13 protein-coding genes and 1 other RNA gene are annotated in these 12,274 nt (G+C 64.4%); 4 read left to right on the top strand and 10 right to left on the bottom strand.

Annotated features, from left to right (window positions below; translation table 11 throughout):
- Positions 1-116: 116 nt before the first annotated feature.
- Positions 117-1,406: a glutamate-1-semialdehyde 2,1-aminomutase gene (gene hemL, locus FHY19_RS05575; RefSeq protein WP_259162758.1), complete on the bottom strand. Its 1,290-nt coding sequence runs from the start codon at positions 1,404-1,406 to the stop codon at positions 117-119.
- 305 nt (positions 1,407-1,711) lie between these two features.
- On the opposite strand from hemL, the gene FHY19_RS05570 reads away from it, so the two are divergent.
- On the top strand, positions 1,712-4,894 hold the full coding sequence (locus tag FHY19_RS05570) for a TonB-dependent receptor plug domain-containing protein (protein WP_259162750.1): 3,183 nt from the start codon (positions 1,712-1,714) through the stop codon (positions 4,892-4,894).
- Positions 4,895-5,674: 780 nt separating this feature from the next.
- Here FHY19_RS05570 and thiE read toward each other — a convergent pair.
- Entirely contained in the window at positions 5,675-6,298 is a 624-nt protein-coding gene (thiE, locus tag FHY19_RS05565; RefSeq protein ID WP_259156309.1) for a thiamine phosphate synthase, read from the bottom strand.
- Positions 6,299-6,321: 23 nt separating this feature from the next.
- Here thiE and FHY19_RS05560 point away from each other — a divergent pair, with 23 nt between their 5' ends.
- Together FHY19_RS05560 and FHY19_RS05555 are read left to right on the top strand one after the other, a co-directional pair.
- A complete protein-coding gene (locus FHY19_RS05560) occupies positions 6,322-6,561 on the top strand; it encodes a rubredoxin (protein ID WP_259156307.1) in 240 nt (79 codons plus the stop codon).
- A 216-nt stretch (positions 6,562-6,777) separates the two neighbouring features.
- Positions 6,778-7,233, top strand: a complete 456-nt coding sequence (locus tag FHY19_RS05555) for a hypothetical protein (protein WP_259162744.1) — start codon at positions 6,778-6,780, stop codon at positions 7,231-7,233.
- 29 nt (positions 7,234-7,262) lie between these two features.
- On the opposite strand, the gene FHY19_RS05550 is transcribed toward FHY19_RS05555, so the two are convergent.
- From FHY19_RS05550 to FHY19_RS05530, 5 genes are all read right to left on the bottom strand, one after another.
- Positions 7,263-8,108, bottom strand: a complete 846-nt coding sequence (locus tag FHY19_RS05550; RefSeq protein WP_259162743.1) for a SirB1 family protein — start codon at positions 8,106-8,108, stop codon at positions 7,263-7,265.
- Between the two features lie 75 nt (positions 8,109-8,183).
- Positions 8,184-8,630, bottom strand: a complete 447-nt coding sequence (locus FHY19_RS05545) for a DUF192 domain-containing protein (protein WP_259156302.1) — start codon at positions 8,628-8,630, stop codon at positions 8,184-8,186.
- Between the two features lie 237 nt (positions 8,631-8,867).
- Positions 8,868-9,515: a ribose-5-phosphate isomerase RpiA gene (rpiA, locus tag FHY19_RS05540; RefSeq protein ID WP_064510477.1), complete on the bottom strand. Its 648-nt coding sequence runs from the start codon at positions 9,513-9,515 to the stop codon at positions 8,868-8,870.
- Positions 9,516-9,617: 102 nt separating this feature from the next.
- Positions 9,618-10,088, bottom strand: coding sequence for an EVE domain-containing protein (locus FHY19_RS05535; protein ID WP_259162742.1), 471 nt, complete (start codon positions 10,086-10,088; stop codon positions 9,618-9,620).
- Entirely contained in the window at positions 10,085-10,675 is a 591-nt protein-coding gene (locus FHY19_RS05530; RefSeq protein WP_259162741.1) for a 5-formyltetrahydrofolate cyclo-ligase, read from the bottom strand. The genes FHY19_RS05535 and FHY19_RS05530 overlap by 4 nt, the downstream gene beginning before the upstream one ends.
- Before the next feature lie 400 nt (positions 10,676-11,075).
- On the opposite strand from FHY19_RS05530, the gene FHY19_RS05525 reads away from it, so the two are divergent.
- Positions 11,076-11,252 carry a hypothetical protein gene (locus FHY19_RS05525; protein ID WP_259162733.1) on the top strand — a complete coding sequence of 59 codons (177 nt, stop codon included), beginning with the start codon at positions 11,076-11,078 and terminating at the stop codon, positions 11,250-11,252.
- Between the two features lie 118 nt (positions 11,253-11,370).
- On the opposite strand, the gene ssrS is transcribed toward FHY19_RS05525, so the two are convergent.
- From ssrS to FHY19_RS05510, 3 genes are all read right to left on the bottom strand, one after another.
- A non-coding RNA gene (gene ssrS / locus FHY19_RS05520) (6S RNA) lies at positions 11,371-11,554 on the bottom strand.
- Between the two features lie 96 nt (positions 11,555-11,650).
- A complete protein-coding gene (locus tag FHY19_RS05515) occupies positions 11,651-11,950 on the bottom strand; it encodes a cell division protein ZapA (protein ID WP_046962846.1) in 300 nt (99 codons plus the stop codon).
- Complete coding sequence (locus FHY19_RS05510) at positions 11,947-12,168, bottom strand: TIGR02449 family protein (protein WP_039410450.1); 222 nt, start codon at positions 12,166-12,168, stop codon at positions 11,947-11,949. The genes FHY19_RS05515 and FHY19_RS05510 overlap by 4 nt, the downstream gene beginning before the upstream one ends.
- Positions 12,169-12,274 lie beyond the last annotated feature (106 nt).

Here is a 12,274-nt window from a genome sequence, read left to right as displayed (position 1 = left end):
TGCCGCCTCGCCGGTGGATGCAAACCCACGCCAGGCAGCAAGCGCGCCAGGCGCGCGACCGCGCGCTGCCAATGCGCGCCAGACGCTCTGCATTGCTGCAGGTTTCGACCCAAACCTCAGCGTGCCACGTCCGCAAACGCCTCGCGTGCGGCCGCTAGCGTGGCGTCGATCACCACAGCGTCGTGCGCGCTGGACATGAAGCCGGCTTCGTACGCCGACGGTGCCAGGTACACGCCCCGCTGCAGCATCGCGTGGAAGAAGCGATTGAAACTGGTGGTGTCGCAGGCGGTGGCCTGTGCGTAGCTGTCCACGATTTCGTCGGTGAAGAACAGCCCGAACATGCCGCCGACCCGATTGGTGGTGACGGCGATGCCGGCGGCGCGCGCGGCATCTTCCAGTCCCTGGCACAACACGCCGGTGGCCTCGCTGAGGCGGGCGTGGAAGCCTGGTTCCTGCACCAGCTCCAGCATCGCCAGGCCGGCCGCCATCGCCACCGGATTGCCCGACAAGGTACCGGCCTGGTAGATCGGCCCGGAGGGCGCGATCTGCTCCATCAGCTCGCGCCGCCCGCCATACGCGCCCACCGGCATGCCGCCGCCGATGATCTTGCCGAAGGTGGTCAGGTCCGGCGTCACCCCGTACAGCGCCTGCGCGCCACCCAGCGCGACGCGGAACCCGGTCATCACCTCGTCGAAGATCAGCAGCGCGCCATGCCGCGTGCACAGCGTGCGCAGATGCTGCAGGTAGCCGGCCAGCGGCGGTATGCAGTTGGCGTTGCCCACCACCGGCTCGATGATCACCGCCGCCACGTCGGCGCCGATCTCGTCGAACAGCGCGGTGGCGCCTTCGAAGTCGTTGAAGCTGAGCGTGGCGGTCAGCTCGCTCAGGCCCGCCGGCACACCCGGCGACGTAGGCACGCCCAGCGTCAGCATGCCGCTGCCGGCCTTGACCAGGAACGAGTCGCCGTGGCCGTGATAGCAGCCTTCGAACTTGACGATGCGATTGCGCCCGGTGGCGCCGCGCGCCAGGCGCACTGCCGACAGCGTGGCCTCGGTGCCGGAGTTGACCATGCGCACCATCTCGCACGAGGGCACCAGCCGGGTGATGGTGTCGGCCATGGTGACCTCGGCGGCGCATGGCGCACCGAACGACAGTCCATCGCGGATGGCGCGTTCCACCGCCTCGCGCACGGCGGGGTGGTTGTGACCGGCGATCATCGGGCCCCACGAGCCCACGTAGTCGATGTAGCGGTTGTCGTCGACGTCGTACAGATACGGGCCGTCGGCGCGCGCCACGAAGAACGGCTCACCGCCGACCGACTTGAACGCCCGCACGGGGGAATTGACGCCCCCGGGCAACAGGGTCTGCGCCTGGGCGAACAGGGCGTGGGAGCGGGTGTGATTCATGCGCGCAGATCCTTGAGGAATATCGATGGGGGCAGCGATGCCCGGTAGCGGGCATCGCGTCCGCCATTGTCAGGCCTGCGGGCTCGCGCGCCTACCCGACAGTGGCCCGCCTACCCGTCGGAGCCGCCGGGTAGGGGAACTTGGCTGCCTATGATCGAACGCGACGGTATCGACAGTTTGGGTATGAGCTGATGGCGTGCGGTCATTGGCGCCCGGCTGCCGATGTTCAGAAAGTGCGAGTCCGGTGGCCGTTGGCCCCGTTCAGTTAGCCGCGTTGCCGGCAGTGTCCATTTTGGGGAGAAAGCATGAACCGTAGTATCCAGAAGCGTGCCTTGGCGTTGGCGCTGGTCGTGGCCATGGGGAGCGTCCACGCGCAGTCCACCAGCGGCAGCATCGTCGGCAGCGTGGGACAGAGCAGCGGCACCAGCGTGCTGGTGGAAAACAACAGCGGTTTCAGTCGCGAAGTGCCGGTGGATGCGCGCGGCCGTTACACCGCCGGCAATCTGCCGCTGGGCACCTACAAGGTGACGGTCAAGCGCGACGGCGCGGTGGTGGAAACCCGCGAAAACGTCAGCATCACCGTCGGCGCCAACACCGATGTGTCGTTTGCTGCCGCCAGCGCCGCGGGGAGCGGCTTGCAGACCCTGGACAGCGTCACCGTCAGTGCCGCCAGCCTGGCCACCATCGACGTCAGCAGCGTGGACACCCGCACCGTGGTCACCTCCGAACAGCTGGCGCAGCTGCCGCTGGGGCGTACCGCCGAGGCGATCGCGTTGCTGGCGCCGGGCGTGGTGGTCAACAGCGGCGGCTTCGACAACGGACCGCTCGGCGGCTCGCTGCCCAGCTTCGGTGGCTCGGCCGCCAGCGAAAACGCTTACTACCTCAACGGCTTCAACACCACCACCATCAGCAACAACCTGGGCGGCCTGACCCTGCCGTACGGCGCCATCGACCAGCAGGAAATCTTCACCGGCGGCTACGGCGCGCAGTTCGGCCGCTCCAATGGCGGTGTGATCAACCAGATCGGCAAGCGCGGCACCAACGAGTGGAAGTTCGGCGCCGCCGTCATCTGGGAGCCCAACGGCCTGCGCGCCAACCAGCGCGATATCTACTGGCGCCCGGACAGCCAGGGCAGCACCGTCAACAACGCCGCCTACCGGTATGCGCGCGCGGCCAACGGTCTGTACCAGCCGGCCAGCGAGGCCGAAGCCAACCAGACCACCTACAGCGCCTATGTCGGCGGGCCGATCATCCAGGACAAGCTGTTCTTCTTCCTGGCCGCCGAGCAGGTCGATTCGGACGGCGTACGCGTGGGCACCAATCGCGACACCGACAACGGCCGCACCGGCGGCCTCACCGATTACGACTACAAGCAGAAGCGCTGGTACGCCAAGGTGGACTGGAACATCACCGACAATCACCTGATCGAGGTGACCGGCGCCAGCGACGAGGCCGAGACCAACGGGTCGATCTACCGCTACGACTATGTCAATCGCCAGCGCGGCAGTTATTTCACCGATGAATCCACATGGAAAACCGGCCCGACCCTGTTCACCGGCAAGTACACCGGCTACCTCGGCGACAACCTCACCGTGACTGCGCTGTACGGCAAGATGACCACGCCCGACGAGCTGACTCCGTTCAACTACAACGCGGCCAATGGCCCGGTAATCAATAGCGCCGCGCTGCAGAATCCGGCGTACACCGGCGGTACGCCGCGTATCGGCAACCAGCTGGTAACGTCGGTCAGTTCGCCCGACCGCGAGTACAAGAAGGACAATCAGCGCCTCAATCTGGAATGGCGCATCGGCCATCACACGCTCAACTTCGGTATCGACAACCAGAAGTCCGAAGGCATCGATGTCGGCTCGGTGCTGTCAGGTCCGGGCTTTGCGTGGACCTACGGGCAGACCAACGATCCCAACGGGCTGGCGACCGGCGGGTTGGTCAGCCAGTCCGCCAACGAAGCCGGCGGCATCGGTGCACCGAGCCCGGGCCTGGTCGATCCGGTCAACGGCTCCAGCGGCTACTACGTGGTGCGCAACATCAACACCAGCCTGTATTCGTATGAGGCCAAACAGCGCGCTTATTACATCGAAGACAAGTGGCAGGTCACCGACAACCTGTTGCTCAGCCTGGGCCTGCGCAAGGACGAATTCACCAACTACACCCCGTTCGGCGACCCCTACATCGAAGTGGACAATGCCTGGGCGCCGCGCCTGGGCTTCAGCTGGGACGTCAACGGCGATTCCAGCCTGAAGGTCTTCGGCAACGTCGGCCGTTACTACCTCGGTCTGCCGTTGTCGGCAGTGAGCCTGTTCACCCCGGCCACCACCACCGATACCTACTTCACCTATAGCGGCATCAACGCCGACGGCACGCCGATCCTGGCGCAGCAGCTGGGGTCGGCGGTGTCGGCCAACTCGCGCTTCGGTCGCATCGCCGATGTGCGTACCGCGGTGGTCAAGGACATCGAGGGCGAGAACCAGGACGAAGTCATCCTCGGCTTCACCAAACAGCTGGACACCGGCTGGGTGCTGGGCGTACGCGGCACGCATCGTCGGCTCAATGCCGGCATCGACGATCAGAACTACGACGTCTCCAACACCGCGTTGATCAACGCCGCGGCCGCGCAGGGTGTCACCATCGACTTCTCGCAGGTGGCCGGCGCATCGCTGATCAATCCGGGCCAGACCAACACCTGGGGCGTGATCGGCACCGACGGTCAGTTCCACGAAGTGTCGGTGAGTCGCGAAGCGGCGGGTTTCCCGAAGTTCAAGCGCAACTACTCGGCGGTGGAATTCAATCTGGAGCGCCCGTTCGACGGCAAGTGGTACGCCAAGGTCAATTACGTCTGGTCGCATAGCTACGGCACCACCGAAGGCCAGGTGCGTTCGGACCTGTGGCGCACCGGCGGCGCGCTGGGCAGCTACCAGGGCCAGGCCTCGGTCTCGACCACGCAGAGCTGGGACCATGCAGCGTTGATGGAGCATTTCAACGGCGATCAATCCAACGACCACCGTCATCAGCTCAAGCTGTTCGGTTTCTATCAGTTCAACCCGCAATGGGGCGCTTCGGCCAACTTCAGCCTGATCTCCGGCGCACCGCATAACTGCCTGGGTAACTACTACGGCACCGAGTACAGCGGCCGCGATCCGGCCGGTTACGGCGGCAGTGCGATCACCGGCGGGCCGTACCACTACTGCTACAACCCGGAAACCGGCACCGGCAGTGCATCGCCTCCGGGCTCGCAGGGCCGCCTGGGCTGGATCGCCCAGCTCGACATGGGCGTGACCTACAAGCCGGCGTTCGCCGACGGCAAGCTGGCGCTGCGCCTGGATGTGTTCAACATCACCAACGAGCGGACCGCGACCAACATCTACCCGTTCTCGCAGTTGCCCGACAACACCACCAACCCGCTCTGGGATCAGGTCGTGGCCTACCAGGCGCCGCGCTCGGGCCGGGTGACGCTGAGCTACGACTTCTAATCGCGTCAGGCGACGGAGTCAAAACCAGCAGCGACGCGTGATGGCACGCGTCGCTGCTTTTTTTTGCGGTGATGGGACTTCAATCAGCTTCAATGGCCTTGATAAGACACGCGACCCGCGCGACCTTTTTACCGGGTCACGATCAACATTCTGGTGCGGCGAGGGCAGCGCGCCCTCGGTCCACTGAGCTTTGCCTGCATCTATCCGATGCGACGACTCGATCATTCGGTTGTCTTGAGTGGGGTGGATGATGCGGACAGATCACTTGCAGAGCGGTTGAACTGTGGTTTGGCTGCAGGGCCCTTGCCCGCCTGCCATCGCGGGACACGCCGCAAGTACGCCCCTGTAGGCTCTTACGCGGCATCCATGCCGCGCAAGGTCCCGCGACGGTAGGCGGGCAAGGACCAGTCGAGAGTGTCGGTATGCATGGTGCAAGCAGTGCATGACCTGCATTGTTTGGATGACGCCGGGTCCGATCAGCTTCCTAACGCAAGCCGAGCAACAGGCAGGCTTTCAACGAAGTGACCTGCAGGCTCTATGGTGCGGTGTCCTTACCGATTGCGGGACCGTGTGGCGGCATGGATGCCGCCACCGAGCCTCCACGGACGGATTCACGGCGTGTCCCGCAAGCGGTGAGGGCGCCGCGCCCTCGACTGACCAAGCTTTTGACCTGAGCTTCCGACTGCATAAAACATCGTTACGACTCGGAATCTTCATGGTCTTGCGTCTGGCGTCTTGGACAGCACGTGTCGAGGGCAGCGCTGTCGTCTGCCAGCCACGCTACCGCGCAAACCCGGCCCGATATGCCTGCACTGCTGCAACCGGATCCGGCGCGGCGTACACGCCACTGACCACTGCAACCAACTCGGCACCTGCTGCAACCAACGCGGGCACCTGCGCCGCCGTGATGCCGCCAATCGCCACCCGTGGCACCCCCAACTCTCCAGCTTGCTGTAGCAACGCAGGCGTGGCACGACGCGTCGTCACCTTGGTCGTGGTCGGGAAAAACGCACCGAAGGCCACGTAGCTGGCACCTGCGGCAGTTGCGGCGCGGGCGCGATCGATCTCGTCGTAGCACGACACCCCGATGATCGCCTGCTCGCCCAGTAGCGCGCGTGCCGCCGGCACATCGCCATCGTCCTCGCCCAGATGCACGCCCTGCGCACCGACCTGCGCGGCCAGCTGCGCATCGTCATTGATGATCAACGGCACTCCGTGCACCGCGCAGGCCTCGCGCAGCGCGCTTGCCTGGCGCAGCCGCAGGGCCGTGTCTGCCTGCTTGTTGCGGTATTGCAGCCAGGCGATCGCAGGCAGCAACGGTGCGGTGCGCAGCAGCAGGCGCTGGGTGTTGGGCTCATCGGGAGTGATCAGGTAAACGCCGCGGACGTTGAGGCGGTTGGGCATGACAGCGCTTCCGAAAGAGGTGGGTGGGATGGGACAATGCAGGCCCACCGTTGCGTGACCGCGATTATCCAATGAGCGACACATCCACCACCACCTACCGCACCTGGATGTGCGTGGTCTGCGGATTTCTCTACCACGAGGCCGACGGCATCCCCGAAGAAGGCATCGCCCCCGGCACCGCCTGGCAAGACGTGCCCGAGACCTGGACCTGCCCGGACTGCGGCGTGACCAAGGACGACTTCGAGATGGTGGAGATTGACTGAAGAGATGCCGGTCAGAGAATTTTATTGATCTTATCTCTGAAGAATAATGGAATTATCTTCTTGGCTAAGAATTTCATGTGGGGAGGTTGAAATACGAATTTTAGAAGAGTAGCTTGCGTGGGCAGCCAATAATGTCTGCCAGAACCATGATTGCTTCTCGGTTGGTCCTGTTCATGCGCAATTCTCCGAAATCATTTCAATACTAAAAGGATTTTTATGTTGAAGGTATCGATGCGTGCGGCGATGTTTGCCTTGGCCTTTGCAGTGCCATTCGGGGCGATTGGTTCCACCACTGGCCAGCAGTCCCTGATTCAGGGCATGGGTGAGCGGTTGCCGGCTGGCAAGGCAAATCTAAGCCTGTCGCCGCTGTTTAAAGTGTATGTTTTCGAGAAGGCGGGTCTTAAATTCGTTCAGATTAACGCTCTTAACAACGATGTGTTAGCAGTGTTATCCCTTGTGCCAGGTGCAGCATCTCAACTGCCTATAGGAACCAGTGCACAGGGTGGTATGGCGCAATCGAACGGAATGCTGACAGCTCAGGCAAACTGTCCTTGTAGTGCGCAGGTGGTTTACAGTGACGCTAACTATAATATATTGGTTATATATGGTGCGAATGGAGAGTATATAACCTCCTATCAGGTGCCAAGGTCTCCTCAGGGTAAACCCCAGTAGCGCCTTGAATGGTTTCCTGACAGCAACAGTCAGTGCGCCCGGGCGCGCTGACTGTTCAATTCCACCAGATGCTCGTGCAGGTTTGCAGCATCCTGGGCGCCGGGATTGAGCAGCAGATAACGCGACAGATCATGCCGGGCACCGTTGCGGTGGCCCAGGTGCAGATACGCCATGCCGCGGTCGCGCAGCGCTTCGGGCTGGTCGGGCACCAGCTTCAGGATGCGGTCGGCGCTGCGTGCGGCGCGGTCCCAGTGTTCGGCATCGGCGTAGACGCCGTGCAGATTGCGCAGGATGCGGATCAGGATCGCCCGGTGCGGGGCGGGGTCGAGGATCTGCGCCAGGGCACGGTCGTCGGGAATTTCGCCGCCCAGGTGCGGACGCGCGCGTTCGCGCAACTCGTCCACGCCCAGCGGGCGGCCGCCATTGAACGGGTCCATCACCAGCACGCCGTCGTCCACCGGCAGCCGGACCAGGAAATGGCCGGGAAACGACACCCCGGCCAGCGGGATGCCCAGGCGCCGGGCGACTTCGATCTGCACCATCGCCAGCGAGATCGGGTTGCCCAGCCGGCGCTCGAACACCTGGTTGAGATAGCTGTTGCGCGGGTCGTAGTACTCGTCGTGATTGCCCGAATAGCCCAGCTCGTCGAACAGGTAGCGATTGACCGCCGCCATCTTCAATGGCCACAGATCGATCGCATCCACCTCGCGGCGCAAGTGCTCGACGTGGCTCTGCACGAGCATGTCGTACAACTCGGCGTCCAGCTGCGGATATTCGTCGCGCGCGATCAGCAGCGCGGTGGACATCAACGGCACCGCATCGTCGTCCAGGCTGGCGAGCGCGGTCCAATGGGGAAGTGGGAGCATGTCGACCATGCCGACAGAGTGTCGGCAAGCGGCGCGGGGTTCAAGTCCGGTACTTCCTGACAGGAGACACCGCATCGCTGTGAATCACTTCAGCTTGGGAATATCCGGGCTGAAAACAAGCTCGGTCCCGTCCTGCAGGTTGAGCTTGGCCGCCTGGCCGGCATTGAGCTCCAGCACATAGCGGGCCGGCGCCCTGCTGGGGTAGGGCGGGCAGGCATCGCCGGCCGAACACGGCGGCACGTCGCGCTGCTGGGACACCAGCCGGCGCTGGTTGTCGAAATACAGGATGTCCAGCGCGATCTTGGTATTTTTCATCCAGTACGCCATCGGTTCCTGGCGGTCGTGGATGAACAGCATGCCGCGATCTTCGTCCATGGCATCGCGGAACATCAGCCCCTTGGTGCGGTCGGCTGCGTTCTGCGCCAGCTCCACCTGATAGCGCGTGCCGGCCAGTTCCACCCAGGAGCCGCTGCTGGCGCAGCCGCCGAGCAGGATCAGACATGCAAGAACGAGGAAGCGGACAGGGCGCATGCGGCATACCGGCGGGGCGAGGGATGGCGCACCTTCTGTCATGCACCGGCGCGCGTCAAGCCGGTGCATCGCTGCGCGCGCGTCTTGCGCAGGCGTCCAGGCCGAGTAGGTGACTGACTTGCGGCCTGGCGGCTGGCCCCTTGCCGCCGAGCGGCACGGGACATGCCCCAATCCACGTGTCTGCGGCATTCATGCCGCAGAACGCCCCGCGCCTCTAGCTGGCAGCGGTGAGTCGAGTCAGAGCACGCGCGGCGGTTCGCCGCCGACGATCACCACATCGGCCGGGCGGCGCGCGAACAAACCAACGCAGACCACGCCGGGGATCTGGTTCAAGCTGCGCTCCAGCGCCACCGGGTCGGTGATCTGCAGGTTGTGCACATCCAGCACCACGTTGCCGTTGTCGGTGACCACGCCATCGCGCCACACCGGCTGGCCGCCGGTCAGCGCCAGGATCTGGCGGGCGACCAGGCTGCGCGCCATCGGAATCACTTCCACCGGCAGCGGAAACTTGCCCAGCACCGGTACCTGCTTGCTCGGGTCCACGATGCAGATGAAGCGCTCGCTGGCTTCGGCAATGATCTTCTCGCGCGTCAACGCTGCACCGCCGCCCTTGATCAGGCAGCGGTTCGGGTCGCACTCGTCGGCGCCGTCCACGTACAGCGACAGGTTGCCGGTGTGGTTGAGATCCAGTACCTCGATGCCGTGCTGGCGCAGGCGTGCGGTGCTCTGTTCGGAACTGGACACCGCCCCCTTGATGCGATGGCCGATGCGACCCAGCGCATCGATGAAGTAGGCCACCGTCGACCCGGTGCCGACACCGACGATCATGCCGTCTTCCACGTAATCGATCGCCTTCTCGGCGGCCAGGCGTTTTGCTTCGGACATGGGTGAGAGCTCGGGATTAGTGATTGGGGATTAGGGATTGGCAAGAGCAGGTCACGCGGGGCGGCGATGGGCGAATCCCCAATGCCGAATCCCCAATCACGGCTACTCCATCGCCAGCAACAATTTCCACTGCGCAGCGGTGACCGGCAGGATCGAAAGCCGGTTGCCGCGGGCGATCAGCGGGAAGCCTTCGCCCAGCGCATCGGCGTGCTGCTTGATCTCATCGAGCGAAATCGTGCGTTTGAGTTTGCGCTCGAAGGCCACGTCCACCAGCATCCAGCGCGGATCTTCGCGGTTGGCCTTGGGGTCGTGGTAATCGGACCTGGGGTCGAACTGGGTGTCGTCCGGGTAGGCCGCGCTGGCCACCCTGGCCAGACCGACGATGCCGGGCACCTTGCAGTTGGAGTGATAGAAAAACACCCCGTCGCCCACATGCATGCCATCGCGCATGAAGTTGCGCGCCTGGTAATTGCGCACGCCGTTCCACGGCTCGGTGCCGACGCGCTCCAGATCATCGATGGAAAACGTGTCCGGCTCGGACTTCATCAACCAGTAGCGCTTGCGGGCAGTCATACGGTAACGGTGTCGTCTTTCAGGAAGGTGGCGTGTTCGGTGCAGATGGCATCCACCGTCACGTCCCAGGATTCGGTCGGCAAGGCAGGCACCTGCTGCGCGGCGAAGCCGACGCCGACCAGCCAGGGCGGCGGCGCCTGGCGATGCCGGAACGCGAAGCTGCGATCATACCAGCCGCCCCCCATGCCCAGCCGCCGACACGCGGCGTCGAAGCCGGTGAGCGGCGTGACCACCAACGCCATCTCTTCAGGGGCAAGCGTATCGGCACGCTCCACGTCCGGCTCGGGAATGCCATAGCGATTGCTGGTCAGGCCCTGGCCCGGTCGCCATGGCGCAAAGCGCAACATGCTCCCGTCCAGCACCGGCAGGCAATAACGCACTCCGGCCGGCAGGCTCAGTTGCCAGCGATGCAACGCGATCTCGCCATCCATCGCCCAATATCCGGCCACCGCGCCGGTTTGCGGCGCAAACGGCAGCGCCAGCAAGCGCTCGGCCAATGCATCGGCAGCGGCCAGACGCTGCGCGGCCGGCAGGCTGCGCCGCTGCGCGCGCAATTGCTGGCGCAACGCCTCTCGGTCCTCGGTCATCGGTGTCTCGCAGCGGTGAGGGAGGCATATTGTCGGTGGCGGGCGTCCACCTGCCTAGCAGTGCGGCCGGAGTAGCGCGCCGGTGGTCCACCGCGTCTTTGCGAGCTGCACTTTTCGGATGTGTCGCGACAGGCATTACTCTCATGGGATGTCGCGTCATTGCATGGCTGACTCGACGCCATGCGCGGGCGCCATGCACATGCTCTCACCATCGCACCTCTCCCCTCCCCGCAGGAGTGCGTGGGCGCGATGGGTTCGATCGCAGCGCGCGGCAAGGCTCTGGCGTCGTCACCGGAAGAGCAGGTGGTGCGGATACGCCAACTGGCGTCAGGAGGGATCGCATTGACGAACGGGGGGTGAGTTCAGGCGCGGCCACGACCAAATACACGATGCAGGGCGCATGCACCGCACTGGTACCGATTCGGTGGCATTGGGCTCCGGTTCGTGCAGCTACGACGCCGGCACGGTGTCGGTGGGTGGTGGCCGCGGCACTCCAGCGACGCATCGCAGCGTTGCGCTGCCAAGCGGCGTGCGCGTACGCCAACGCGTCTCTGCGCGGGCGCAAATGGCGCGCTAACGCAGATCGCAACGCATCACGTCGTGCCTGCGCCCGCAACTGCAAGCGATGGATGCGTAAAAAGACGAGGACCGGACGTACAAAAAGAAACGACGCCCGAAGGCGCCGTTTCAGATTTGCATTCTCCGCCATGACGATGCGGGCGAAACGACCTTGAACCCGGGGTTCAAGTGGGGACGTTGTGAGGCCATCGGGCTTCCCGCTACAAGGCGGACTTGCACACCCGGCTTCGTCGCGCCCCCGTGGTCGTAATTAAGGGACAAGGCGAATGTTTTGCACGCTGTCGTTTACAGCAGAGAACGCAGGCGAATTATAGACCTCTGTTGCGCGATGGCTAGCCCATTCGTCGGCGCGCGCCCTGCAAAGTTCATCTTTGCGACGGCAGTGCGACGTACGCCTCAACGTGGCGTGTCGGCAACGCTGTCCAGACGGCGATTCAAGGTGTCGAGCGTATTGGCCAGTTCGCGATCGTAGAGCGCCTGCTGATCGCGCAACTGCTGCAGCTCGTGCGCAAGATTGAGTGCGGCCAGCACGGCGACGCGATCCACTGCGGCCATCCGGTTGCTGCCGCGGATCTCACGCATGCGCAGATCCAGCAGCCGCGCTGCGGCGGTGAGGCTCTCGCGCTCGTCGGCAGTGACGCCAACCGTGTATTCACGATCCAGAATACGCACGCTGACCGGCTCGGTGGTGCTCACGTGTGCTGCTCCAGTGACTTCAACCGCACGATCATCGCTTCCACCCGCGAGCGCGCCTGCTCGTTCTTGGTCAGCAGCTGCGAACGTTCGCCGATCAGCTGCTCCTGTTGATGGCGTAGGCTGCGGTTTTCGTCGGTCAGCCGTTGAGTCCGCTCGACCAGCGCTTCCACGCGGGCGGCAAGTGCGCGGATCTGGGCGAGGGCGGCGGCGTTGTCCATGCGCTCACGATAGGGGCGCGCGCGCGCGGCGGTCAAGCGCCGAATGAGGGCCCGCTTGCGCGCCGTCAGGCCAAGCCCGCCAGGGCCTCGGTCCGGGTCGCGCCGG

The organism is Xanthomonas sp. 4461 (assembly GCF_024806475.1).
Lineage (GTDB): Bacteria > Pseudomonadota > Gammaproteobacteria > Xanthomonadales > Xanthomonadaceae > Xanthomonas > Xanthomonas arboricola_F.
This window is presented reverse-complemented; position numbering and strand designations above follow the sequence as displayed.

Coding starts and splice junctions, on each gene's coding strand:
- hemL (WP_259162758.1), bottom strand. CDS start 1,406: ATGAATCACACCCGCTCCCACGCCCTGTTCGCCCAGGCGCAGACCCTG.
- FHY19_RS05570 (WP_259162750.1), top strand. CDS start 1,712: ATGAACCGTAGTATCCAGAAGCGTGCCTTGGCGTTGGCGCTGGTCGTG.
- thiE (WP_259156309.1), bottom strand. CDS start 6,298: ATGCCCAACCGCCTCAACGTCCGCGGCGTTTACCTGATCACTCCCGAT.
- FHY19_RS05555 (WP_259162744.1), top strand. CDS start 6,778: ATGTTGAAGGTATCGATGCGTGCGGCGATGTTTGCCTTGGCCTTTGCA.
- FHY19_RS05550 (WP_259162743.1), bottom strand. CDS start 8,108: ATGGTCGACATGCTCCCACTTCCCCATTGGACCGCGCTCGCCAGCCTG.
- FHY19_RS05545 (WP_259156302.1), bottom strand. CDS start 8,630: ATGCGCCCTGTCCGCTTCCTCGTTCTTGCATGTCTGATCCTGCTCGGC.
- rpiA (WP_064510477.1), bottom strand. CDS start 9,515: ATGTCCGAAGCAAAACGCCTGGCCGCCGAGAAGGCGATCGATTACGTG.
- FHY19_RS05535 (WP_259162742.1), bottom strand. CDS start 10,088: ATGACTGCCCGCAAGCGCTACTGGTTGATGAAGTCCGAGCCGGACACG.
- FHY19_RS05530 (WP_259162741.1), bottom strand. CDS start 10,675: ATGACCGAGGACCGAGAGGCGTTGCGCCAGCAATTGCGCGCGCAGCGG.
- FHY19_RS05525 (WP_259162733.1), top strand. CDS start 11,076: ATGCACCGCACTGGTACCGATTCGGTGGCATTGGGCTCCGGTTCGTGC.
- FHY19_RS05510 (WP_039410450.1), bottom strand. CDS start 12,168: ATGGACAACGCCGCCGCCCTCGCCCAGATCCGCGCACTTGCCGCCCGC.